Origin of the sequence: Salinimicrobium terrae DSM 17865 (assembly GCF_000424665.1) — a bacterium.
GTDB lineage: Bacteria > Bacteroidota > Bacteroidia > Flavobacteriales > Flavobacteriaceae > Salinimicrobium > Salinimicrobium terrae.
In genome coordinates this window covers 46691-72033 of the sequence record NZ_AUKI01000003.1, presented here as the reverse complement: position 1 = coordinate 72033, position 25343 = coordinate 46691, and the positions used below count along the sequence as shown (strand labels likewise).

General features: G+C 40.1%; 23 protein-coding genes, 1 tRNA gene and 1 pseudogene. 16 read left to right on the top strand and 9 right to left on the bottom strand.

The window, feature by feature from the left end; genetic code table 11:
* Window positions 1-15 precede the first annotated feature (15 nt).
* The 4 genes from clpX (at window position 16) to H148_RS0101415 (ending at window position 2847) form a co-directional block, all read left to right on the top strand.
* Window positions 16-1248 carry an ATP-dependent Clp protease ATP-binding subunit ClpX gene (gene clpX, locus H148_RS0101430; protein WP_029033201.1) on the top strand — a complete coding sequence of 411 codons (1233 nt, stop codon included), beginning with the start codon at window positions 16-18 and terminating at the stop codon, window positions 1246-1248.
* A 145-nt stretch (window positions 1249-1393) separates the two neighbouring features.
* Window positions 1394-1846 carry a VOC family protein gene (locus H148_RS0101425; RefSeq protein ID WP_342663231.1) on the top strand — a complete coding sequence of 151 codons (453 nt, stop codon included), beginning with the start codon at window positions 1394-1396 and terminating at the stop codon, window positions 1844-1846.
* On the top strand, window positions 1797-2300 hold the full coding sequence (locus H148_RS0101420) for an SRPBCC domain-containing protein (protein ID WP_245583368.1): 504 nt from the start codon (window positions 1797-1799) through the stop codon (window positions 2298-2300). The genes H148_RS0101425 and H148_RS0101420 overlap by 50 nt, the downstream gene beginning before the upstream one ends.
* A 25-nt stretch (window positions 2301-2325) precedes the next feature.
* Window positions 2326-2847, top strand: coding sequence for a DinB family protein (locus H148_RS0101415; protein ID WP_029033198.1), 522 nt, complete (start codon window positions 2326-2328; stop codon window positions 2845-2847).
* Between the two features lie 153 nt (window positions 2848-3000).
* On the opposite strand, the gene H148_RS0101410 is transcribed toward H148_RS0101415, so the two are convergent.
* The 8 genes from H148_RS0101410 to miaB form a co-directional block, all read right to left on the bottom strand.
* On the bottom strand, window positions 3001-3669 hold the full coding sequence (locus H148_RS0101410; protein WP_029033197.1) for a porin family protein: 669 nt from the start codon (window positions 3667-3669) through the stop codon (window positions 3001-3003).
* Window positions 3670-3835: 166 nt separating this feature from the next.
* Window positions 3836-5476, bottom strand: coding sequence for a chaperonin GroEL (groL, locus tag H148_RS0101405; protein WP_029033196.1), 1641 nt, complete (start codon window positions 5474-5476; stop codon window positions 3836-3838).
* Between the two features lie 103 nt (window positions 5477-5579).
* A complete protein-coding gene (locus tag H148_RS0101395) occupies window positions 5580-5855 on the bottom strand; it encodes a co-chaperone GroES (protein WP_029033195.1) in 276 nt (91 codons plus the stop codon).
* 143 nt (window positions 5856-5998) lie between these two features.
* Window positions 5999-6337, bottom strand: coding sequence for a preprotein translocase subunit SecG (gene secG / locus H148_RS0101390; protein ID WP_029033194.1), 339 nt, complete (start codon window positions 6335-6337; stop codon window positions 5999-6001).
* A 5-nt stretch (window positions 6338-6342) separates the two neighbouring features.
* Entirely contained in the window at window positions 6343-7191 is an 849-nt protein-coding gene (locus tag H148_RS0101385; protein WP_029033193.1) for a hypothetical protein, read from the bottom strand.
* On the bottom strand, window positions 7191-7697 hold the full coding sequence (gene lptE / locus H148_RS0101380; protein ID WP_029033192.1) for an LPS assembly lipoprotein LptE: 507 nt from the start codon (window positions 7695-7697) through the stop codon (window positions 7191-7193). The genes H148_RS0101385 and lptE overlap by 1 nt, the downstream gene beginning before the upstream one ends.
* A 29-nt stretch (window positions 7698-7726) precedes the next feature.
* A complete protein-coding gene (locus H148_RS0101375; protein WP_029033191.1) occupies window positions 7727-8983 on the bottom strand; it encodes a sigma-54 interaction domain-containing protein in 1257 nt (418 codons plus the stop codon).
* Between the two features lie 247 nt (window positions 8984-9230).
* Entirely contained in the window at window positions 9231-10676 is a 1446-nt protein-coding gene (gene miaB, locus H148_RS0101370; RefSeq protein ID WP_029033190.1) for a tRNA (N6-isopentenyl adenosine(37)-C2)-methylthiotransferase MiaB, read from the bottom strand.
* Window positions 10677-10852: 176 nt separating this feature from the next.
* Here miaB and topA point away from each other — a divergent pair.
* From topA to H148_RS0101335, 7 genes and pseudogenes are all read left to right on the top strand, one after another.
* Window positions 10853-13398: pseudogene (gene topA / locus H148_RS17005) on the top strand (type I DNA topoisomerase).
* A gap of 3 nt (window positions 13399-13401) precedes the next feature.
* Window positions 13402-14556, top strand: a complete 1155-nt coding sequence (locus tag H148_RS0101360) for a formimidoylglutamase (protein ID WP_029033189.1) — start codon at window positions 13402-13404, stop codon at window positions 14554-14556.
* Between the two features lie 111 nt (window positions 14557-14667).
* Window positions 14668-16023 carry a T9SS ring complex lipoprotein PorK/GldK gene (porK, locus tag H148_RS0101355; RefSeq protein ID WP_029033188.1) on the top strand — a complete coding sequence of 452 codons (1356 nt, stop codon included), beginning with the start codon at window positions 14668-14670 and terminating at the stop codon, window positions 16021-16023.
* 55 nt (window positions 16024-16078) lie between these two features.
* Complete coding sequence (gene porL / locus H148_RS0101350) at window positions 16079-16723, top strand: type IX secretion system motor protein PorL/GldL (protein WP_029033187.1); 645 nt, start codon at window positions 16079-16081, stop codon at window positions 16721-16723.
* Window positions 16724-16771: 48 nt separating this feature from the next.
* The gene (porM, locus tag H148_RS0101345) at window positions 16772-18316 is read left to right on the top strand and encodes a type IX secretion system motor protein PorM/GldM (RefSeq protein ID WP_029033186.1); all 1545 of its coding nucleotides are present in this window, start codon (window positions 16772-16774) and stop codon (window positions 18314-18316) included.
* Window positions 18317-18327: 11 nt separating this feature from the next.
* The gene (gene porN, locus H148_RS0101340) at window positions 18328-19221 is read left to right on the top strand and encodes a type IX secretion system ring subunit PorN/GldN (protein ID WP_029033185.1); all 894 of its coding nucleotides are present in this window, start codon (window positions 18328-18330) and stop codon (window positions 19219-19221) included.
* A gap of 69 nt (window positions 19222-19290) precedes the next feature.
* On the top strand, window positions 19291-20349 hold the full coding sequence (locus H148_RS0101335) for an NAD(P)/FAD-dependent oxidoreductase (protein ID WP_029033184.1): 1059 nt from the start codon (window positions 19291-19293) through the stop codon (window positions 20347-20349).
* Here the strand turns inward: H148_RS0101335 and H148_RS0101330 are convergent.
* Window positions 20346-20732: a DUF983 domain-containing protein gene (locus tag H148_RS0101330; protein WP_029033183.1), complete on the bottom strand. Its 387-nt coding sequence runs from the start codon at window positions 20730-20732 to the stop codon at window positions 20346-20348. The two genes, H148_RS0101335 and H148_RS0101330, sit on opposite strands and share 4 nt — an antisense overlap.
* Before the next feature lie 200 nt (window positions 20733-20932).
* On the opposite strand from H148_RS0101330, the gene H148_RS0101320 reads away from it, so the two are divergent.
* The 5 genes from H148_RS0101320 (at window position 20933) to H148_RS0101300 (ending at window position 25264) form a co-directional block, all read left to right on the top strand.
* The gene (locus H148_RS0101320; RefSeq protein WP_029033182.1) at window positions 20933-22840 is read left to right on the top strand and encodes an ABC-F family ATP-binding cassette domain-containing protein; all 1908 of its coding nucleotides are present in this window, start codon (window positions 20933-20935) and stop codon (window positions 22838-22840) included.
* A gap of 2 nt (window positions 22841-22842) precedes the next feature.
* Window positions 22843-23025, top strand: a complete 183-nt coding sequence (locus H148_RS0101315; protein WP_029033181.1) for a CPXCG motif-containing cysteine-rich protein — start codon at window positions 22843-22845, stop codon at window positions 23023-23025.
* Between the two features lie 76 nt (window positions 23026-23101).
* Window positions 23102-23455 carry a SpoIIAA family protein gene (locus tag H148_RS0101310; protein ID WP_029033180.1) on the top strand — a complete coding sequence of 118 codons (354 nt, stop codon included), beginning with the start codon at window positions 23102-23104 and terminating at the stop codon, window positions 23453-23455.
* Between the two features lie 55 nt (window positions 23456-23510).
* Window positions 23511-23583: transfer RNA gene (locus tag H148_RS0101305), tRNA-Met, on the top strand.
* Window positions 23584-24055: 472 nt separating this feature from the next.
* Entirely contained in the window at window positions 24056-25264 is a 1209-nt protein-coding gene (locus H148_RS0101300) for a DUF4856 domain-containing protein (RefSeq protein WP_029033179.1), read from the top strand.
* Window positions 25265-25343 lie beyond the last annotated feature (79 nt).

The window sequence follows — 25343 nt, the reverse complement described above, 5'->3', positions numbered from 1 at the left end:
GACAAGAAAAAATTTATGGCAAAAGAAGAATTAGAATGTTCCTTCTGCGGAAGGAAGAAACCTGAAACCAACCTGCTTATCGCCGGGCTGGACGCTCACATTTGCGACCGGTGTATCGAACAGGCCCACGGGATCGTTATAGAAGAATCAAAGCAGGACAGCTCCGGAGAACTTTCGTCTGAGCTTAAGCTTAGAAAACCCAAGGCGATCAAAAACTTTTTGGACCAATACGTTATTGGTCAGGAGCACACCAAAAAAGTGCTTTCTGTCGCTGTTTATAATCACTACAAGAGATTACTGCAACCGGCGAACAATGATGACATTGAGATCCAGAAGAGTAATATTATAATGGTAGGGGAGACCGGTACAGGTAAAACCCTTATGGCAAAAACCATTGCCAAAATGCTCAACGTGCCACTTGCAATTGTTGATGCTACAGTGTTGACCGAAGCCGGGTATGTTGGAGAAGATGTAGAAAGTATTCTTACCCGATTATTACAGGCAGCCGATTATAATTTGGAAAAAGCTCAACACGGGATCGTATTTATTGATGAAATAGACAAGATTGCCCGTAAAAGCGATAATCCTTCCATAACACGTGATGTTTCCGGAGAAGGTGTACAACAGGCTTTACTTAAGCTTCTGGAAGGGACGACAGTTAATGTACCGCCAAAGGGGGGTCGTAAACATCCGGATCAAAAATTTATAGAAGTAGATACCGAAAATATTCTCTTCGTCACAGGAGGGGCTTTTGACGGGATCGAGAAAAATATCAGCAAACGCCTTAATATGCAGGCGGTTGGTTTTAGTGCTTCCAAAAGTGATGATTTGGTTGAGCGTGAAAATCTATTAAAATACATAATTCCAAAAGACCTTAAGGATTTTGGTTTGATACCCGAAATTATTGGACGTCTCCCGGTGCTTACCCATATGAATCCGCTGGATAGAAAAACACTAAGGTCTATTCTTACAGAACCTAAAAATGCCATTATTAAACAATATCAGAAATTATTTGAGATGGATGATATTGAATTTAGTATAACAGATGAAGCCCTGGATTTTATTGTGGAAAAGGCAATAGAATATAAGCTGGGAGCTCGTGGATTGAGATCTCTTTGCGAAGCAATACTTACCGATGCCATGTTTGAGATGCCCGAAGGCAATTCTACAGAATTGGTTGTGGATAGAGATTATGCCGAAGAGAAACTTGATAAGTCCGGTATTAAAAGACTCAAAGCGGTATCTTAATCAGTGTCAAAAATGAAATTTTAAGCCATTCTTTTTAGAATGGCTTTTTTGTTTACAGAAGTTCACAGCTACTCCTAATTTTTGAAAATTTTAATAAAACAATTGGAATATTCATGTAAATTAGACAGAATGTAAAGTTTTGGAAATGAATTATAATATGGAAAAATTAAATCCCTACTTAACTTTTCCGGGCAATTGTGAGGAAGCCTTTAACTTCTATAGATCCATCTTTGGGGGTGAATTTTCCTTTATTGGAAGATTTCGGGATATGCCTTCAGATGAAGGGCTGATCATCCCCGAATATAAGATGAATAAGATCATGCATATTGCCCTGCCCCTTGGGAAAGAGTGCCTGTTAATGGGTAGTGACTGTGATGATGGCTGGTGCCCCGATGTTGTATTTGGCAATAATGTATCCCTCTCCATCAATACTGAAAGTAAAGAGAAAGCCGATATATTGTTTGAAAGTCTTTGTAAAGAAGGAAAGATCAATATGCAGATTGGGGATGTGTTCTGGGGCAGTTATTACGGTATGTGTACAGATAAATTTGGAGTTACCTGGATCATCAACTATTCTAAACCCGAAGGTAATACATGATATGGAGCAGCTGGAGATCAAAACCGGCATTCAAATTGCCAGATCCTGTAAGGACATTTTTGAGGCCATAGTTGAGCCGGAGAAAATGACCAACTATTTTATTTCTCAAGCCTCCGGAAGTATGGAAGAAGGGAAGACCATTGACTGGATCTTTCCGGAATTTCCCGATTCCTTTCCCGTTAAAGTTCTGAAAATAAAAGATCCCGAAAATGTCATTTTTGAATGGGATGGATCTGATACTTTTAAAACAACAGTAGAGATCAACCTGGAAAAAATTGCTAACTCTCAAACCCTTATAAGGATCACCGAAGGAAAGATGGAGGTAAATGAGCAAGGAATAAAATGGTACGGTCAAAATACCGAAGGCTGGGTAAATTTCCTGACCTGTTTAAAAGCTTATATGGAGCACGGTATCAACCTTCGCAAAGGAGCATTTGATTATATGAAAAAATAATTTTTCTTTTCATTATGCTACGGAAATGCAAACAAAATCTGCCGGATTAATTAGTGATCTCATGCAACGCAATGAAGCTAATTTGGAAGCTGCCCTTGATTTAAACAAAAGACCTGTCAAAGATCTTAATCACCGACCGGCACCCGGTGCATGGAGTTCTCTTGAATGTTTCGAACATCTCAATTTTTATGGGAACTATTATATTCCTGAAATTGAAAGACAAATTGCTTCATCACCGTATCCGGCTGAAGAGTTCTTTAAAAGCGGTTTTTTGGGTGGTTATTTTGCTAAAAGCATGCTTCCTAAAGAGGGATTTAAAAAAATGAAAACTTTAAAGAGTAGTAATCCTATAGGAAAAGATTTAGGGAAAGAAGTGATCGAAAGGTTTGTTCTCGATCAGCAAATATTGCTGGAACTTCTTAAGAAAAGTAAGAAGGTAAGTCTTAGCCGCACTAAAACCGGGATAAGTATTTCACAATTTCTCAGGCTGCGACTGAGGGATACCTTTAGAGTGGTGATTTACCATAACCAAAGACATTTACTCTAGGCGAAAAAAGCTTTGAGTACAATAAATTGAAGCTTCTTCAGTAGAAATTTATAACAAAAAAAGATGTTTTAAAAATGGCATTTTTGAAACATCTTTAAGTTTTATAACTGCCCGGCAACCTTTTTCAGTATAAGATATTCAGGAACATTACAATCAGAATTTATATCCAAGGGAAACCTGAAAACCTGAATTTTTAATCTTATCCAATTCTCCTTCGAAATCTTCCTCCATTTCCTGGTCATAGTCACTGATATCTGATAACCCCACGTGATATCGGGCCTGAAGGAAAAGGTTATTTTGGAATTCATATCCCAGACCGAAGTTTAGTCCTAAAGATATCTCCTTTAACTGGTCCTTAATGTCCTCTGTTCCTGATTCTCTCATTTCCGGTTCTCCAGGAAAAGTAGATGCCGATTCGTATACATTTTTGGCACTGGCAAGGTAGCCAATTTGAGGTCCGGCTTGTAAGGAAATTGAAGGAAGGACAAAGTACTTCACCATAACCGGCAGGTGGATGTATCCCAGTTTTATCTTCTGATCGGAAGAAAAAGTGGCCTCTCCTATACTATAATCATACTCCACTTGAATGCCTACAAGAGAGTAGAGCAATTCGGGTTGTAATGAAAAGATGGGAGACAGCCGGAATTCAGAGGTAAAGCCTGCATGAAATCCTGGCAAATAATTAGTTTCACCTCCTGTGTTTCCGGAGAGGGTAGAGTAATTCGCTCCGGCTTTTATCCCGAAATTTGAATTCTGAGCTAAAGCTGCAGTAAAAGTCGTGAATAGCATCAGAACAGCTAAAAATAAATTTTTTGTTTTCATAAAATTTCGATGTTTAGTGTTTTATTTTTTAAATGAATAAGCTATAGACTTTTAACCGGATCTTTTGTTACAGAAAAATGAAAATAAAAAACCCGCTTCAGCAATGAAGCGGGTTCTATTCAATAAGAGTCTAAACTCTAGGTTCTAAAATCTAGTCTCTAAAAAATTACATCATTCCGGGCATACCTCCGCCCATTCCCTGAGGCATTCCGCCACCACCGGCGTTGTCTTCTTTAACATCAACTAAAGAACACTCGGTAGTAAGGATCATTCCGGCAACCGAAGCAGCATTTTCAAGAGCTACTCTTGTTACTTTCTTAGGATCGATAATTCCTGCTTTCATCATGTCCACGTAGGTGTCAGATTTTGCATCATATCCATAATTACCTTTTCCTTCAAGTACTTTATTGATCACTACAGAGCCTTCGCCACCTGCATTCTCAACAATAGTTCTAAGAGGCGACTCAATTGCACGGTTAACAATTTGGATACCTGTAGCTTCATCTGCATTTGCAGATTCCAGGTTAGCAAGTACAGCTTTTGCACGAACAAGAGCCACACCACCACCGGCAACAATACCTTCTTCTACAGCCGCACGGGTTGCATGAAGTGCGTCGTCAACACGATCTTTCTTCTCTTTCATTTCAACTTCTGAAGCTGCACCTACGTAAAGTACAGCAACACCTCCGGCTAATTTAGCCAAACGCTCCTGAAGTTTTTCTTTATCATAGTCTGAAGTTGTGCTCTCCATTTGAGACTTGATCTGGTTCACACGATCTTTGATCGCCTGATTGTCACCGGCACCGTTCACTACAGTTGTATTGTCTTTGTCGATAGCTACTTTTTCAGCAGTACCAAGCATGTCAAGAGTTGCGTTCTCAAGAGTGAATCCTCTTTCTTCTGAAATTACTGTACCTCCGGTAAGGATAGCGATATCTTCAAGCATTGCTTTTCTTCTGTCTCCAAATCCCGGAGCTTTAACAGCAGCAATTTTTAAGGAACCTCTCAATTTATTTACTACAAGAGTAGCAAGAGCTTCCCCGTCAACATCTTCGGCAATGATCAAGAGTGGCTTTCCGCTTTGAGCAACCGGCTCAAGTACTGGAAGCAGGTCTTTCATTGCAGAGATCTTCTTGTCGTAGATCAGGATGTAAGGATCTTCAAGATCTGCAGTCATTTTTTCGCTGTTGGTAACAAAGTAAGGAGAAAGATATCCGCGGTCAAACTGCATTCCTTCTACAACATCTACTGTAGTTTCAGTTCCTTTTGCTTCTTCAACAGTGATTACTCCTTCTTTTCCAACTTTTCCGAAAGCCTGCGCAATAAGATCTCCAATCTGGTCGTCGTTGTTAGCAGAGATAGAAGCTACCTGCTTGATCTTTTCTGAAGAATCACCTACCTGCTGAGTTTGCTCTTTAAGGTTGGCAACCAAAGCTTCAACTGCTTTGTCAATTCCGCGTTTAAGATCCATTGGGTTTGCACCGGCAGCTACGTTCTTAAGACCCTCTTTTACGATAGCCTGTGCAAGCACGGTTGCAGTTGTAGTACCGTCACCGGCAATATCATTGGTTTTGGAAGCAACTTCCTTTACCATTTGTGCTCCCATGTTTTCAAGAGCATCTTCCAGTTCGATCTCTTTTGCAACAGTTACACCGTCCTTTGTCACTACAGGAGCTCCAAAAGATTTATTTATAATAACATTACGACCTTTAGGTCCCAATGTAACTTTTACTGCATTAGCCAATGCATCTACTCCGCGTTTAATACCGTCGCGGGCTTCGATGTCAAATTTTATTTCTTTTGCCATTTTAATTAAATTTTTATTCCCGGTTTCGGGAATTAGTTATGTTTTCAAAAAATTAATGAGGTTAAAAACCGCCGGAAAGATGGTGGCGGTGCAACCATAGTAATTATACTACGGCAAGAATATCTTCCTCTCTCATAATAAGGTAATCTTTACCTTCCAGTTTGAGTTCGGTACCTGCATATTTTCCGTAAAGCACGCTGTCACCAACCTTAACGGTCATGTCGTGATCTTTTTTACCACCACCAACGGCTACTACAGTACCTTTTTGCGGTTTTTCTTTTGCGGTTTCGGGAATGTAAATACCTGATGCAGTCTGAGTTTCGGCTGCGGCAGGCTCAACAAGTACTCTGTCTGAAAGAGGTTTAATGTTTAGTGCCATTTTACAAATGTATTTTAGTTAATTATTCTTTTAATTGAATTGCCATAAAGACGAAAATTGTGCCAGTCCATAAATGCTGACAAAAGGCAAAAAAAAATGCCAGCTTGTCATAAGCTGGCATTTATATAAAGAAGTGTTTTATTTTAGTTTTGCTCTCCCGGACTTGTCACAGGAGGTTCAATAGGAGCGGGAATGTTAGTTTCTACTTCGGGATCACTTCCCATGATCCTGGATTCTCCAACACCGGTGTTATCCATAATAGTGACATTTGAAAGAAGAATTAACACTAAAAGCAGGGTAGCCAGTGTCCAGGTACTCTTGTCAAGAAAATCGGAAGTTTTTTGAACACCCCCAATTTGATTTGCACCACCGCCAAAGGAAGATGATAAACCACCACCCTTAGGATTTTGTACCATGATAACTACTACCAGCAAAAACGCAACTATAATTATTAGCGTCAAAAAGATTGTAAACGTGCTCATTATGCTTAACTATTATTTTCCTGTAATTTTTCGATTGCCCGAATTTGGTCTGCAAAGAAACCACTTTTTTCCGGATTTTTCAAAATTAAAATTTTATATGCCTGTACGGCTTTTTTATAGTTTTTTTGTTCCAGATAAACTCGCGCTAAGGTCTCTGTCATAAGGGATTCTGGTGCTGTGAGACCATCTTCGGCGAGGTCGGCTTTTTTTGCAGTTTTTGAGGGGGTAATTCTTGGATTCTTTGAAATAAATTCTTCTATAAGTTCAAACTTTCTGCTCTTTACTTCCTGTTCTTCTGAAGTTAATCCTTCCCTGTTAATCGGTTTTGCTGAAGCCAGTTTTAACCATTCCGAAAAAGAGTGATTTTCGTTGCGGTTAAAGGAGAGAGGTTTTCCTATTTCCAGGGAATTATCTTCAGCCGAAGATCTTTTATCTGCCTCTCTTCTGCTGAAAAGTTCCGGATCAAAAACCTGTTCAGATTCCTTCACCTTCATCTTTAAAGCTTTGTCGAGAGAAAGATTTTCATCTTCTTGGATGCCTTCTGCCGGCTTCCGGGTTTCAAGATCCTTCTGTTGTTGCTCCTGTTTTTTGATGGAATCAGCAATCTCATTTTGATTAAATTCCGAGGAAGTAATAAAATCAAAAAGTACTCCTCGATCTGCCGTGTGGGCAGCCGCTACCTTTAGTTCTTTATTGTAATGCAGGCTATTTACATTTTTAAGACCTTTTAAGCGAACTGCCCGGGCGGCCTGGAAGTAGGGGTATTTTTGCAAAATCTCTCGCAGAGCTTTTGTCTGCTCAAAAGAGATGGCAGTAGGCTTCTTAATAATTGATGTTACTTCCTCCTGTTTCATTACCAGTTTGCCAGGGTAGCGTTAAAAATATCTTGGGTGATACGTGTAAAGATCTCCTCTAATGCTGTAGCCAAAATTGCACCTGTTAGCTGAACATTGGCAGGATAGTCATAGTAAAAGGAGAAACGCCTGTCTAAAATGTCTTTTTCGGGATCCAATGTATTATAGAACCTAAGATTTACCACAATAGTCAACCTGTTTTGAGCTGCCGTGCTCTCGGCCGTGGCACTCATTGGGGCATCATAGTAATCCACAATTTCTCCTTCATAAACCAGATCGCCATTTTCATTTGTCAGGTTAAGGTTGGTTTGACTTTGAATAAGATCCTGGAGCTGTAAAGTAAAAGTGCGATCAATACCGGGTTCTACTAAAGGTGCGGAATTCTGGAAATAATTCACCTGAAAAGTTTCGGCATTACCGACATCGGCCCCCGAAAATGAATAGATACCACAGGAATTAAAACTTAACAGGAGCAGGGAAACAAACAGCAGTTGTATTTTTTTCATATAATATTGGGTGTCAAAAATGACATTTTTCAAAGGTCGTATTGTTTGATCTTTCGGTACAGTGTGCGCTCGCTTATGCCTAGCTCTTCGGCCGCTGCCTTCCTTTTTCCATTATGGCGCTCCAAAGATTTCTTGATTAGCTCCAACTCTTTATCCTGAAGGGAAAGCGTCTCCTCCTCCTCAATTTCTTCAGCAAAATAATATTTATCAAGTTTATCGGGCGTGTTTTGCTGCGGAATTTGAAGAACTTCCAGTTCCTCCTCTGTTATTTCTTCAGGAATGACATCTTCTTCATCATTATTTCCGTAGATCTTTTTAATAAGACTCTCGTTTTCCTCCTTCACGTTTTTATGACCGTCACTATCCATGAGCTCCAAAGTGAGCTTTTTAAGATCATTAAGGTCGCTTTTCATGTCAAATAGAACCTTGTAAAGAATTTCCCGCTCGTTGCTGAAGTCACTTTCTTTTTTCTTCTCCTCAATAACGGCAGGTAAATTACTGCCATGGCCGGGAAGGTATTCTTTAAGTTTTTCGACGTCTATGCTTCTTTCCTGTTCCAGGACCGAGATTTGCTCGGCCAGATTCCTTAGCTGCCTCACGTTACCATTCCAACGGTATTTTTGTAACAAGACTACGGCATCATCATCCAGACGGATGGTAGGCATTTTGTACTTAAGAGCAAAATCGGCTGCAAATTTTCTAAAGAGCAGGTGGATATCGTCTTTACGATCGCGCAGCGGGGGCAGATAAATCTCCACGGTACTAAGCCTGTAATAAAGATCTTCTCTGAATTTTTCTTTTTTAATGGCCTCGGCCATATTTAGGTTGGTTGCAGCTACTATACGAACGTTTGTTTTTTGCACTTTTGAAGAGCCTACTTTAATAAACTCTCCATTTTCTAAAACCCGAAGAAGACGTACCTGAGTGGTTAAAGGTAATTCCCCCACTTCATCAAGAAAAATGGTTCCGCCATCGGCGACTTCAAAATATCCGTTCCGGGATTGTGTGGCACCTGTAAAAGCACCTTTTTCATGGCCAAATAATTCGCTGTCAATTGTGCCTTCGGGGATAGCCCCACAGTTAACGGCAATGTATTTACCGTGTTTGCGATGGGAGAGCGCATGTATGATCTTGGGAATACTTTCCTTTCCCACACCACTTTCGCCGGTTACAAGTACAGAAATATCTGTCGGAGCGACCTGCATGGCCTTCTCAACGGCCCTGTTAAGTTTCTGGTCATTCCCCAGAATGCCATAACGTTGTTTTATTGCCTGAATGCTTTCCATAAGCCCCCTAGCCCCCAATGGGGGAATTTGATTTAATTTCCAACTGAGATTTTTTTATGTTCTTCATTCTTAGAACCTATATTTTATAACGTTAAATAGCAATTATCAAGCACCAAATTCTATTAGGGGTGCTGGAAATGCTGTGCTTTTTAAATAATAAGGTTTATTCTTCATATTTTTCTAAAGTGTAAACCTCTTATTTTTTAAACCTTAAATCCACTGCCTACTGAGGACTGAGCACCGAATACTAGTTGTTATCGCTATACCCAACCGCTTCTCCTATTAAGGTAGCACTGGTGCAATCATTGATCTTTACATTTACGAAATCTCCTACTTTATAATTCTCCTTTGGAAATACCGCTACTGTATTTTGTGAGGTCCTCCCGCTCCAGTGAGCATCAGACTTTTTAGATTCTTTTTCAATTAGCACCTCATAAGTTTTACCAACGAACTGCTGAGTCCTGTATAAACTATGCTCCCGCTGAAGACTGACAATTTCTGTAAGTCTTCTTTTCTTAACTTCTTCGGGCACATCGTCTTCGAGTTTTCTGGCAGCCATTGTTCCGGGCCGTTCAGAATAGGCAAACATAAATCCGTAGTCGTATTTTACGTACTCCATTAAAGAAAGTGTGTCCTGGTGATCTTCTTCGGTTTCTGTTGGGAAGCCGGTGATCATGTCCTGGGAGATGGCAACATCGGGAATCAATCTTTTAATGTTGTCAATTAGGGTGAAATATTCTTCCCGGGTATGTAAACGGTTCATTTCCTTCAGGATCCTGTTACTGCCGCTTTGTACGGGCAGGTGAATGTAGTTACATATGTTTCTATATTTCGCCATAGCCTCTATTACATCCAGGGTCATATCCTGCGGATTGGAGGTTGAAAACCTTATTCTCATTTTTGGATGAGCTTCTGCTACCATTCGCAAAAGGGCTGCGAAATTTGTAGCGGTGGCTTTCTCCATTTCCGAGGCATTCTTAATATCCTTTTTGAGTCCGCCGCCATACCATAAATAGCTGTCTACATTTTGGCCCAAAAGTGTGATTTCTTTAAAGCCTTTTTGAGCAAGATCATTGACCTCTTCCATGATGCTCTGGGGATCCCGGCTACGTTCACGACCACGGGTAAAGGGAACCACACAAAAAGTACACATGTTGTCACAGCCACGGGTAATGGAAACAAAAGCAGAAACTCCGTTGCTCTGTAAACGAACGGGAGAAATGTCTCCATAAGTTTCATCTTTCGAAAGGATCACATTGACGGCGTTGCGACCTTCTTCAACTTCGTTAATGAGGTTGGGAAGGTCTTTATAAGCATCGGGACCTACCACGAGATCCACAATCTTTTCTTCTTCTAGGAACCGGGCTTTTAAACGCTCGGCCATACAGCCCAGTACGCCTACCTTCATTCCCGGATTGATCTTTTTTACTGCATTGTATTTTTCCAGTCTTTTTCTTACTGTTTGTTCAGCTTTATCGCGAATGGAACAGGTATTTATAAGAACAAGGTCTGCTTCTTCCAGATTTTGGGTAGTATCAAATCCCTCCTTAGCAAGGATGGACGCGACGATCTCACTGTCGCTAAAGTTCATCTGGCAACCATAGCTCTCGATCATCAGCTTTTTCCCATTGCCCGTTTTAGGCTCCATCACCAGTGCATTTCCCTGCTGTTTTTCATCTATTATCTTCTCCATAATTCAAAAAAGTACCTTTAGGTAATTGAACGGGCAAAGATACAGTTTTAGTTGAAATGTGACAAAGTGACAGGGGGAAATAATAAAGAGTTAGGAGGCCCCTGAAACTGCATTTTTGAAAATATAAAACCCATATTTAAAAATTCCTATACTTTTGCAAAACAAAAAATGATACTATGGCAAAGAATTTAGTGATTGTAGAATCCCCCGCAAAGGCTAAAACCATCGAGAAATTCCTTGGCAAAGATTACACCGTTGCCTCGAGTTTCGGTCATATTGCCGATTTGCCCACAAAAGAGCTGGGGGTGGATACAGAAGGTGATTTTACTCCTAAATATATAGTATCAAAAGACAAGAAGGACGTTGTTAAAAAATTAAAAGCTTTAGCAAAGAGTGCCGATATGGTTTGGCTGGCAAGTGATGAGGACCGGGAAGGAGAAGCCATTGCCTGGCATTTGGCCGAAGAGTTGGACCTGGATAAGGATAAAACAAAGAGGATAGTTTTTCACGAGATCACGAAGTCTGCTATTTTAAAGGCTATTGAAAATCCCCGGGGAATTAATTACAACCTGGTAAATGCTCAACAGGCCCGTAGGGTACTGGATCGTTTGGTAGGTTATGAACTTTCTCCGGTGCTTTGGAGAAAGGTAAAAGGTGGACTTTCAGCCGGAAGGGTGCAGTCTGTTTCTGTTAGGTTAATTGTTGAAAGAGAGCGGGAAATTCAGAATTTTCAGGCTGAAGCTTCGTTTAGAATTGATGCTGAGTTTACTACGGAAGAAGGAAAGACATTTAAAGCAAAGCTTCCGAAGAACTTTGACACAAAAGCTGAAGCGGAGCAATTCCTTTCAGAAAACCTGGGAGCTAATTTTAAGGTAGCCGATCTAACTACCAAACCCGCAAAGAAATCTCCGGCACCACCCTTTACGACTTCAACTCTTCAGCAGGAAGCAGCAAGAAAATTATATTTTTCGGTTAGTAAGACCATGACTATGGCGCAGCGTCTTTATGAGGCGGGGCATATCACTTATATGAGAACCGATAGCGTTAATCTTTCTGAAGATGCACGCAAAGGTGCTAAAAAGGAGATCCTTGAGGCCTATGGAGAAAAGTATAGCAAAACCCGCCAGTTTAAAGGAAAGACAAAAGGAGCCCAGGAAGCCCACGAAGCAATAAGACCCACAAATTTTGCAGCACATAGTGTTAGAGCAGACCGTAATGAACAACGGCTGTATGAATTGATCTGGAAGAGAGCTATTGCTTCCCAGATGAGTGAAGCACAGCTGGAGCGGACCAACGTGAAGATTGAAGCTGATAAGCACGACAAGCAGTTCACCGCGAATGGGGAGGTACTTAAATTCGACGGATTTTTGAAAGTTTATCTGGAAGGTAGGGATGAGGAAGATGAAGAGGTACAGGAACAGGAGGGAATGTTGCCGGCGCTTAGGGTAAAAGAAAAGCTTGAAAACAACTACATAACCGCAACCGAAAGATTCACGCGTCCCCCTTACCGGTATACAGAAGCTTCTTTAGTTAAAAAACTTGAAGAGCTGGGAATTGGCCGTCCTTCTACTTACGCGCCAACTATTTCTACAATTCAAAACAGAAATTACATCGAGAAAGGATCTGTGGATGGTGCCGAAAGGGAATATGTTCAGATGACCCTGGCAGATGAGAAAATAAATGAAAAGAAGCATACTGAAACGGTAGGCAGCGATAAAGGAAAATTAGTACCTACCGATGTTGGAATGGTGGTTAACGATTTTCTTGTAAACCATTTTGCAGGTATTCTGGACTATAATTTTACCGCTAAGGTGGAGCAGGATTTTGATGAAATAGCCGAAGGAAATGAGGAGTGGACAAAAATGATGAGGGATTTCTACAGTGATTTCCATCCTCATGTTAAAGATGTTGCCGAAAATGCAGACAGAGAAGTAGGGGAGAGGATACTAGGGAAAGACCCCGCCACGGGGAAACCAGTGAGTGTACGTCTTGGAAAATTTGGTCCCATGGTGCAAATGGGTTCTGTGGAGGATGAGGAGAAGCCGAAATTTGCCAGTCTTTCACCAGATCAAACTTTGGATTCGGTTACTTTTGAAGAGGCAATGGAATTATTCAAACTTCCGAAAGAGCTGGGGGAATATAAAGGAGAAAAGGTGGAGGTGAACAATGGTCGTTTTGGCCCATACGTGCGCTACGGAAAGAAATTTGTCTCCCTTGAAAAAGGTGAAGATCCAATTGAAGTGACCATGGAACGGGCCATGGAATTGATCAAAGAGAAGGAAAAAGCCGATGCCCCTATATATGAGTACAAAGAACTTCCTGTACAAAAAGGAGTAGGGCGTTTTGGTCCTTTTTTGAAGTGGAATGATATGTTTATCAATGTCAATAAAAAATATGATTTTGATAATCTTTCCGCAGAAGATATAGAGGAATTAATTGAAGATAAGCTAAGAAAGGAGCGGGAAAAAGTTATTCACAACTGGGAAGAAGAAGGTATTAAGGTTGAAAAAGCCAGATGGGGACGTGTTCCAATATTATAAAAGGAAAGACTAAAATAGAGTTACCCAAAACTGTTGATGCTGCCGAGCTTAGTTTAGAGGAGGTGAAGGAGATCCTTGAGAGAAAGGCACCAAAAAAGAAAACTGCAAAGAAAGCAACAGGCACCAAGAAAACTTCCGCAAAGAAGACCACCCGGAAGAAAACAGCAGTGAAAAAGAAATAGTCTATGGAACTGGATTTTTTTAGCCCTGTTAACGAGGAATTAGTTGGCGGTGCAGGAAATAAGCTCGGATCATCTTTGCGCCTGCATCTTGCAGATAAAGCCTTTCCGGACCTGGAAGGGGTGAAAATTGTCATTTTTGGAGTGCTGGAAGATCGTCTTGATGAAGAACCTTCAGGGGAACCATTCAATTTGGATGGCATTCGCTGGGAATTTTATAATTTATATCCCGGCAACTGGCATTTACCAATGGCCGATCTGGGTGATATCCAAAAAGGAGAAACTGTTGAAGATACTTTTTTTGCTGTACAGTCTGTGGTAAACATGTGTCTTAAAAAAGGAATAATCCCGGTGATAATAGGTGGGAGCCAGGATCTTGTTTATGCCCAATACAGGGCGTATGATGGAGTTGAGCAAATGGTAAATCTGGTGAATATCGATTCGAGATTCGACCTGGGAGATGCCGATAAGCCTATTAGTAATCGTTCCTATGTTGGTAGAATAGTAGTGACCAAACCTTATAATCTTTTTAATTATTCTAACCTGGGATATCAAACTTATTTTAATTCTCAGGATGAAATAGAGTTAATGGACCGGTTGTTCTTTGATGCGTATCGACTTGGTGAAGTTACAGGAGATATTACTTCAATTGAGCCGGTTATGCGGGATGCAAACCTGGTAGGTATGGATCTTGGCGCGATTAGTGGAGGAGCTCTTGGTAACTACCGGCTTAAATCCCCAAATGGTTTTGACGGAAAAGAAATTTGCTCCTTAGCTAGATATGCCGGTATTAGTGATAAAGTGACTTCTTTTGGAGTTTTTGAGTATACATCCCGTTTGAATTTTCCTGCTGCAAATATGTTAATCGCACAGGTTCTCTGGTATTTTGCAGAGGGAGTGAATTATCGGAAAAATGAAAATACTATTTCTTCAAAAAAAGAGTTTATAAGATATCAGGTACCAATTGATGATGAAATTTTAGTTTTTTATAAGAGTCCGCTAAGCGGTCGCTGGTGGATAGAAATTCCTTTTATTTCACCAGCCAATAATAAACTTAAAAGACATACGTTATTACCTTGCACCCAAGGAGATTATCTGGATGCCTGTAATCAAATTATTCCCGAAAGGTGGTATAAAACCAAAAGGAAAAACGAAATTTAATGATATAAACATTGGTAGCTTCTGCATTTTGCCTAAATAAATTGTTTATTAGAAAATAAATAAATAGGTTTACGGCCTTGGAGCTATTATGTCCTAACTTTGAGAGATATTATGAGGAAACTTTTTTTGCTTATTGCTGTAATTTCTGTTTTGGCCTCGTGTGGCCGCGGTGATCAGGGGCAATTAGTAGGTGCGCAGGGAAAACAATGGCATCCCGAAAAGCCTTTGGGGATGACATTAATTCCCGGAGGGGCATTCATTATGGGTAAAAGTGATGATGATATTGCCGGTTTAAAAAATGCACCGCCCAAGACAGTTACTGTACGTTCCTTTTATATGGACGAAACCGAAATTACTAATGCTGAGTATCGTCAATTTGTGAACTGGGTGAAAGACTCGGTAACCAGGATGAAACTTGCCATCTTTGCCGAAGAAATCGGTGAAACTCCAGGAACAGGTGGTATTGGGGAATTTGCCTTTGCCGATACTGAGGAAGCCGATATGACTCCTTATGAAAAGTATATGTATGACAATTATTACAGTATGGGAGGTTATGAAGGCAGAAAAATTAACAAAGATGTGGACATTATATGGGATACCCGGGATTACCCGGACGAGTATTATGCAGAGGTAATGGATACCCTGTATATTCCTATTGAAGAAGCATACAATGGGCAACGCTCTTTTGATGTTAATCATCTTAAATTTCGTTATACCTGGATGGACGTGAGCGAGGCAGCAAGAGCTGAACCGGGACGACGTGCCGATTTTATTGAAACTGAAGAAATAAGAATTTACCCGGATACCACTGTCTGGATCAAAGATTTTAATTATTCCTATAATGAACCTATGCATAATGACTACTTCTGGCATGATGCATATGGAGATTATCCTGTGGTGGGTGTTTCCTGGAAGCAGGCTCGCGCCTTTGCCCAGTGGCGTACACTTTACCACAATGCTTACCGTAAAGAAAGAGGCAGACATAATGTGAATTCCTACCGCCTGCCTACCGAGGCTGAATGGGAATATGCGGCTCGTGGAGGTCTCGAGTCTGCTACTTATCCATGGGGAGGGCCTTATACCAAGAATGATCGCGGTTGTTTCATGGCTAACTTTAAACCGCTTCGTGGTGATTATGCAGCCGATCAAGCACTATATACAGTAGAAGCAAAATCTTATGAACCTAATGATTATGGCCTTTACAATATGGCCGGTAACGTTGGGGAATGGGTTTTTTCTTCCTATGATCCTGCGTCCTATGAATATTTTTCATCTATGAACCCTTCTGTAAATGATGAAGAGAATATGAGAAAAGTAGTTCGTGGAGGTTCATGGAAAGATGTGGCATATTTCCTGCAGGTAAGTTCCCGGGATTATGAATACGCAGATTCTGCACGCAGTTATATTGGCTTCAGGACCGTACAGGACTATTTAGGTACAGATCTTACCCTCAACCAAACAAGATAAACAATCCCTATTTACATACAACAACCTATTTAAAAGAACTAAATTTTTAATTATTATGGCACAATCAAAGTCAAGTAAAAAGTTAATGAACATGGTGTATGGTTTAGGTGCGTCCGTGGTTATTCTTGGAGCACTTTTTAAAATTATGCACTGGCCTTTTGGTAACGAAATGCTTATCATAGGTCTTATTGTGGAAGCACTTGTATTTGCTGCTTCTGCATTTGAACCTGTTGATGATGACGTTGACTGGTCCTTAGTTTACCCTGAGCTGGCCGGAGGCACTCCAGCAGCAAGAAATAATCAAAATTTGATTAGTGAGCAGGAAACGGAGGGAATGCTTTCCAAAAAACTTGACGAAATTCTTCGTGAGGCTAAAATTGATGCAAACCTCATGAGCAGCCTTGGAGACAGTATCCGAAATTTTGAAGGTGCCGCAAAAAACATTACTCCCACTGTAGATGCTATGGCTTCTCAAAAGAAATACAGCGAAGAGATGAGTCTTGCAGCAAATCAATTGGAATCTTTGAACAGTATATATAAAGTTCAGGTTGAATCTGCCGGCCGTCAAGCAGAAGTAAATGAAGCAGTAGCCGAAAATGCGAACAGATTGAATGAACAAATGGAATCTTTAGCCTCCAATCTCTCTTCTCTGAACAATGTGTATGGAGGAATGCTTTCTGCTATGCATGTAAAAGCTTAACATAGCTTTACAGCATAATTATAATTAAAAGAAAAAACTAAAGATAGAATGGCGTCTGGAAAACAATCACCAAGACAGAAGATGATTAACCTAATGTACCTGGTTTTCATCGCAATGATGGCTCTTAATATGTCCAAAGAAGTACTTACGGCTTTTGGAAATATTAATGAGAGCCTTGCCGAATCAAACGCTTCTGTTACCGAAAGAAATATTGCTGCTTTGGCAGGATTGGCAACAAAAGCGGAAGAACAACCGGCAAAATATGCTCCCCTAGAAGAAAAAGCAGAACGATTACATGCTCTTACTACAGATTTTACTGCCTATATAGAAAGTCTCAAAGCGAAAGCTCTTGAGGAGAAAGAGGCCGATGAGCTACAGGATTATGAAACAATGGATAAATCCGCAGAGTTGGATGAGTATCTTTTTTCAAGTGGAGAACCAAGTGAAGCCGGAAAAGAATTTCTCGCTCAAATCGAGCAGTATAGAGAAGGAGTTGTAAATGTAATAGGTGAAGAATATCCCGATATTGCAGCCGAAGTTAGGAGAGAATTTAGTACAGAACCCGTTGTAGATGGGGAAGGAGTAGAACGCCCCTGGCTTTCCTATAACTTTGAAGGATTTCCTTTAATTGCTTCAATTACTAAGTTAACTCAAATGCAGGGAGATGCAAAATCTGCAGAAAATGATGCGCTTTCTTCAATGCTCTCAGGTCAACTTATAAGTGATGTGTCTTTGACGAACTATGAAGCTATTGTGATTCCCGATAAAACTGCCTTTTTTAGCGGTGAGGAATTTACAGGAAAAGTTGTTTTAGGAAGGGTCGATCCATCCTTGCGTTTTGAGAATGTGATCATCAATGGAAATGAAGTTGAATCAACTCAGGCCGGTCAGGTAGCACTAAACTTCCCTGCGGGTAACGTGGGAGAGCAGCAAATTACCGGTGAACTTCAATTCCAGGAAGGCGATTCTATTGTAAGAATACCAGTAAGCAGTTCTTATGCCGTTATTCCAAAACCTAATTCTGCAGTAATTTCTGCTGATAAAATGAACGTGGTTTATCGTGGAGTTGCAAATCCTATGACGATTTCAATTCCGGGTGTAGGAAATGTTTCCGCTAATGCTCCTGGACTTAGAGCTGCAGGGGGTGCCGGTAATTATATAATGGATGTTACTACGCTTCAGGCGCGTGAGGTGACGATAAATGTTAGTGGCGAATTACCCGGAGGAGAAAATGTCAGTGATAGTAAAACTTTTAGAGTACGGGATATTCCCAGACCGGTTGGAACCGTAAGAGGAGAGGACGGTACCGTGAGAATGCAACGCCAAAATCTTGAAATTTCAACTATTGGGGCAAGTCTTCCCGACTTCGAGTTTGATGTTGATCTGAGAGTGACCGGATTTAAATTCCGTGTACCGGGTCAGCCTACCATTCAGGTAAGAGGACAGAAACTGGACCAGAGTGCTATAGGAGCTCTTAGAAGAGCCGGAAGAGGAGAAACTATCCAGATCTTTGATGTGGAAGCACAACTTGCCGGAAATTCAGGATATAAGCTTAAGCAGGTATCTCCGGTACTGGTTGAATTAACGAATTAAAAATAAAAAATATGAACTGGAACCAATTAGTGTTAGGATTATGTGGATTGCTTGTTTCGGTATCGTCTTTTGGCCAGAATAATCTGTTAAATGCCAGAACTCCCGACGAGATAGGAACTCCAACCAGGGCAGAGGTTGTCTATGGAAAGAATGATCCTTTAGAATACGGTTATGTGGATCAACGGGATATACTTTGGGCAAAAAGCACCTGGGAGGTAATAGATCTTGATGAAAGGGTTAATTTTCCTTTGTATTATCCTATAGATACTAACCAGATTGGAAGTTCAAGACGTTCCCTTTATGATGTTCTCGTTTCAGGTATCAAAAGTGGAAAGATAAAAAACATCTATGCTGATTCTTACTTTAACGATAAGCGTACACTTCAGGATATTAGCGCTGCTTTGTCTAAGGTAGATACTACAGATCTTGGTATTGAGCAGTACAATGCAGGGGAGGAGATTGACCCACAGTATATAAGCCGCAGGGATATTTCCTCTGCAGATATTGCCGAATATCGAATTCGTGGACAATGGTATTTTGACAAACGCCAGGCCGAATTAAAGTATAGATTGCTCGGGATTGCCCCTGTTGCGCCTGATGTTAATTTTATCGACGAAGGCGGAGCTTCGGCTCTGGTGGAATTATTCTGGGTATGGTTTCCCGGGGCACGTGAGGTACTGAATGAATCTTATGCCTTTAATAGGGAAAACTCATCCAATCCTGTGTCATTTGATCACTTGCTTAACGCGAGAAGATTTAATGCTGTTATCTATGCTGAAGATAATGTTCAGGGTAACCGCCAGGTGAATGAGTACATCAGTAATAATGCTTTCATGCAGTTGCTGGAATCTCAACGCATTAAGGAGCAGATAAGAGATTTTGAACAGGATATGTGGAATTATTAAAAGCCTTCAATACATTTTTAAAACGCCTTTCCTTCCGGAGAGGCGTTTTTTTATATCTAATTTTGTGATATGAAAGATTTTATTATTGTTGGGTCTGGTCTTAGTGGAAGCTGTCTTGCCTACAGGCTTGAAAGACTCGGAAGATCATTTGTTGTCTTTAATGACCATAGCCAGGAGGCTTCAAAAGTGGCCGGAGGTTTAATGAATCCGGTAGTGCTTAAGCGGTTTACGCTGGCTGCTAAAGCTGATGAACAGCTGGAAACCGCCATCGAATTTTATTCCGGTATGGAAGAACATCTTGGAAAGAAATTTTTAAATCCGTTGGAAATTTATCGCAGGTTTTCTTCTGTTGAGGAACAAAACAACTGGTTTTTAGCTGCAGATAACAAGCGACTGGCACCTTTTCTAGAAACAGAATTAGTTCCTCAGGTGAATGAACATATCCAGGGTCAACATGCGTTTGGAAAGGTTCTAAAAACTTACAGAATTAATCTTCGATATCTGTTGGATTCATATTCAAATCATCTTCAGGAAAAAGGGATGCTTAAAAATGACACTTTTGACTATGGAGGTTTAAGTATCAATGAATCTGGAGTGGACTATAAGGGCATAAAGGCTAAAAATATAATCTTCTGCGAAGGTTTCGGTTTATTAAAAAATCCTTATTTTAATTACCTTCCGTTAAGAGGCAACAAGGGAGAATATATTTATATAAAAGCCCCTGGATTAAACCTGGAAGTAAGTGTTAAATCTTCTGTTTTTATCATTCCGGTAGAGGAAGATACTTATGCTGTTGGGGCAACCTATAGCAACACAGATAAAACTCCCAACCCCACCGCCGCAGCACGTGAGGAACTTCTTGAGAAGCTTAGGAATCTTATTTCTATTGATTTCGAAGTAATTGATCAGGCGGCCGCAATACGCCCTACAACCATTGACCGTCGGCCTTTAATAGGTAGACATCCTCGTTATTCTTCTTTATTTACATGCAATGGTTTTGGAAGCCGTGGAATTCTAATAGCTCCCTCAATATCTGAGGAGCTCCTTAATTTCATTAATGAAGGTAAACCATTAGATCCCGATACTAATATTTCCAGATTCACTAAAAAATGGCATAAAGAGTCTTAATTTTTTGTCTTTTTTGGATCAAAGGTAAAAAAGAAATTCACCCAGATATTTCTGCTCCAGCGCACAATTATCGGTAAGAAGATCACCAGAGTGATTACTATGGCAAAAAATGAAATGAGTAAAGACAGTTCAAGCAGCCAGTAAGAAATTACGAAAGCAGCTGTAGCAAAGGCTATTCCGACGGCATAACTTACGTACATTGCTCCAAAGAAAAAGGAAGGTTCCATCTTATACCTGGTGCCGCAATTGGAGCACCTGGTATGCATGTCAAATATGCGGGAAATATGATAAGGATTAGGATCTTTATACATACTTTCTTCCTGGCATACAGGGCAGGTACCAGTAAGGACACTATACAATTTACTTCCTTTGAGAAAATTCATAAGATTATTAAATCTCTTGTAAAATTAAGCATCTTAACTAAAATACAGGGCGGTAATTTGAATTTTCAGTATGCACTGTTATCTTCATTTCCTATTCTTCATTTTTTCTTTTACTCAGGATTTTTGGCGGCAGATTTTCAAATTGACAGGTTTTTTTCCCGGCAGAAAATTGATCATCTTTGCAAAAATTTTGCTACAGCATGTTGAATATCCATAATTTGTCGATTTCCTTTGGGGGAGAATATTTATTTGAAGAGATCACCTTCAGGCTAGGTGCCGGTGACAGGGTCGGGCTAATTGGAAAGAATGGGGCCGGAAAATCCACTATGCTTAAGATCCTGGCAGGTGAAATGGAACCGGACTCCGGGCAGATCGCTTCAGATAAGGATTTAAAGATCGGTTTTTTGAAGCAGGATATCGATTTTGTTGAGGGAAGAACGGTGCTACAGGAATCCTATCAGGCTTTTGAGGAAATTAAACGTCTGGAGAAACAACTGGAAGATATTAATCACCAACTGGCGGAGCGCACAGATTATGAAAGTGAGAAGTACCACCAGCTAATGGTTGATCTTAATGATGTGCAGCATCAATATGAAATCCACGGCGGTTATAATTATCAGGGAGAAACAGAACGTATCCTGCAGGGTCTCGGATTTAAAAGAGAGGATTTCAATAAACTTACCGATACCTTTTCCGGAGGTTGGAGAATGAGGATCGAACTGGCCAAACTTCTGCTTCAGCAAAATGATATTCTTCTGCTGGATGAGCCTACCAATCATCTTGATATCGAATCTATTATCTGGCTTGAGGGGTTTTTAAATAATTATCCCGGGGCTGTCGTGATCGTGTCTCACGATAAAATGTTCCTGGACAATGTTACGAACAGAACCATTGAAATTTCCCTGGGAAGGATCTATGACTTTAATAAGCCTTATTCGAAATACCTTGTGCTTCGAAGTGAGTTACGGGAACAACAACTGGCTTCACAGAAAAATCAGGAAAAACAAATTCAGCAGACAGAGAAACTTATTGAGAAATTCCGGGCTAAAGCCTCTAAAGCAAGTATGGCTCAGTCCCTTATCAAAAAGTTAGACAAAATTGACCGTATTGAAGTAGACGAAGATGATAATTCTGTCATGACTTTAAAATTCCCGGTGTCGGTCGTTCCAGGAAAAGTGGTTATTGAAGCACATCACATTTCTAAAAGCTATGGAGACAAAGACGTTCTTAAGAATATTAATTTGCTAATTGAAAGGGATTCCAAGACGGCATTTGTTGGACAAAACGGGCAGGGAAAATCAACATTGGCTAAGATTATTGTAGGAGAACTTGATCATCAAGGAAAGTTAAAGCTGGGACACAATGTACAAATAGCATATTTTGCACAGAATCAAGCGGAATATCTTGATGGTTCAAAAACTGTTCTGGATACTATGATAGATGCGGCAAATGAAAAGAACAGGTCCAGGGTGAGAGATATACTGGGATCTTTTCTCTTTCGCGGAGATGAAGTCGAAAAACATGTCAGGGTGTTGTCTGGAGGGGAACGAAACCGGCTGGCCTTGGCTAAAATGCTTCTGCAACCTTTCAATGTGCTGGTGATGGATGAGCCAACCAACCATCTTGATATTAAATCAAAGAATGTTCTTAAAGACGCATTAAAAAGTTTTGAAGGCACACTTATTCTGGTGTCGCACGACAGGGATTTTCTACAGGGGCTAACAAATAAAGTATATGAGTTTAAAGACCATAAGATAAAAGAATATCTTGGAGATATTGATTACTATCTTGATCAACGCAAACTGGTGGATATGCGTGAGGTAGAGAAGAGAGATGTTGAGAAACAGGTGCCAAAAGAAAGTAATAAAGACTCTTATGAGAACCAGAAAAAATTGAAGTCCCTTAATAATAAGCTGAGTAACATTGAGAGTAAGATCTCCCGACTAGAAAAAGAGATCAAGGAGAAAGATCTTGAACTTGCTTCAAATTATGAGAAAAGTGTGGCACAGAAAGATTTTTTGAATAATTATCAGGCAAAGAAAAAGGAATTGTCGCAGTTAATGAAAGATTGGGAAGAAGTGCAGCTTTCTCTTGAAGAAAAAGGTTAGTTATGACTGAGCATTATTTTCAATGCCCTTATTGCTGGGAGAGTATTTCCATGCTCCTGGATCCGTCCAGAAAAGAGCAGAATTATATTGAGGACTGTGAGAATTGCTGTAATCCTATTGAGCTATCTATTTCCTTTGAAAAGGCGGAATTAATAAGCTTTAACGCTAAAAATATTGAACAATAGGTTATAAAAGTTTAGAAACAGCTACTAATTTTAAGATTCTTTTTATAAATTCGGAAGGAACTTCAATAATCAAGCCGTGGAAAAATCCTTTGAATTTGCTGAAAATGTAGTTGGATTTATGGTCAATACGGAGATTGATCAGGATAAAATTGAGGAAATTCTCCATGCGGTAAGAGAAAGGATTAAAAATGTAGCTCCTATTTGTCTGTATCTTGAAGATCAGTCAGATGAAGGAATATCTTTTGCAGCTTTTATAAAAACTCTTGGTTTCCATTTCTCACATGGCAAGGATCTTGAGAAAATTGCAATAGTTACAGATGATAAAATTTTTGAAAAATCGATGCAAATGAAAGATTTTATCGTTCCTGCCAAAGTTAAATCTTTTGGTAGAAAGGAGCGTATGGAAGCTATGAACTGGGTGATGGAATAATTTCAAAAAAACCTTTGGAGATATAAAAATTGACCGTATATTTGCAGTCCAATATCGCGGGATAGAGCAGTAGGTAGCTCGTCGGGCTCATAACCCGAAGGTCACTGGTTCGAGTCCAGTTCCCGCTACTAGTAAAGACAAGGCTTCACAGAAATGTGAAGCCTTTTTTTATTCTGCTCTAGTACAGAATAAGTACAGAAAATAGATCATTCCTAAATGTTGTGGATTAGGCAAAAATTGAATCAATCTCAAAAGTTGTGGAGGAATTGTGATATTGAATGTTTGTAATTTCTTAATCAAAGACATAGAATAATTCTAAGGAAATTGTCTGCAGATTTTACGTTTAAATAAAGAAGAAATTTGTTGGTATCGATATTCCACTACTAATCCATCCTATCCCCTAAAGTCGTGGTTTCAAAAGTTTTATTGCAAAGAGACCAAATTTTCACTGAATATTATCAGGAAACTCAATGGTTCCGGCGTCACCCATAGTTTAACTTTATTTAAATTAAGTCTAAATAAGCTTTGTGAAAAACTCGTAGTTCATTTATATTTGCCACCGAAACTAATTATTTATAACAAGTCTAAATTAATTTAAAAATGAAAAAAGCAATTTTTGCTGCGGTCATTGGAGGAATGATATTTACTTCCTGTTCAAGCGATGATGATCCGGTTATTGAAAATGAAATTATTGATGTACCGGAAACTTATTCCTTTGAAAGAGCTGGTAATTCTACGGTTATGTTCGATGGACAAACTACAAGATTGGTCATGGCCAAAGAGCTGGCATCTTCTTTTAAAGATTTTGACAATGCTACCGAGGAAAGCCTTTCCAACATGTATTCTAATATGAATGATCCTTTCTCATCTGAAGAACTCAATTCTTCCTCAAAAAGCATTAAGAGTAAAGTAGCTGCTTCCCAGCTTTATTTCGCCACAAACGCCGTAGAAAGCAACGCTATTAAGAATGATTTTGAAGAATATATAAGTGCTCAGGTAAACGAAGTTTTTCCAAATGAAAATGAGCTAGCAGCGAGAGGTGTTGCGGGTCAGATTGAAGATGGCTCCAGTGTGCGATATGTGAATCCAAAGGGATTGGAATGGGATCAGGCTTTTGCCAAAGGTCTTATCGGAGCATTGGTTGCAGACCAGATGCTGAATAATTATCTGGCTTCAGCTGTTCTTGATGCGGGAGATAATATTGTGAATAACAATGAAGGTGTAACTGAAGAAGGAAAGTCGTATACAACTATGGAGCACAAGTGGGATGAGGCTTATGGTTATCTTTATGGGCATCCGTCTGTTGCTTCGGCCACTCCTAATTCTTCTTTAGGTGATAACAGCGATCCTTTACTTTTTAAATATCTTGGACGTGTAGACGCCGATCCTGATTTTGAAGGGATTGCTGAAGAAACCTTTGAGGCTTTCAAGTTGGGACGTGCTGCTATAGTTGCAGGAAATTATGATGTGAGAGACCAGCAGGTTGCGATCATCCGGGAAAATGTTTCAGAAATTATCGGAATACGTGCAGTCTATTATCTCCAGGCTGGAAAAAGAGCACTCGAAGCGGGTAAAATGGGATCTGCATTCCACGATTTATCTGAAGGATATGGATTTATCTATAGTTTAAGGTTTACTCATAATCCTGCCACTAATGCTCCATACCTTTCTAAGTCTGAAGTTGACTCTATGTTGGAAACTCTAATGGCCGGTGATGGCTTCTGGGACGTAACTCCTGAAACTCTGGATGAGCTTTCTGAAGCAATTGCAGCAGAATTTGAATTCACAGTTGCACAGGCAGCTGAATAACCTAGTAATTTGAAGTAGCCACGCATAGCTGTTAAAGCTTATTTCTGAAATAACCTGCCCGGAGGACCGGGCAGGTTTC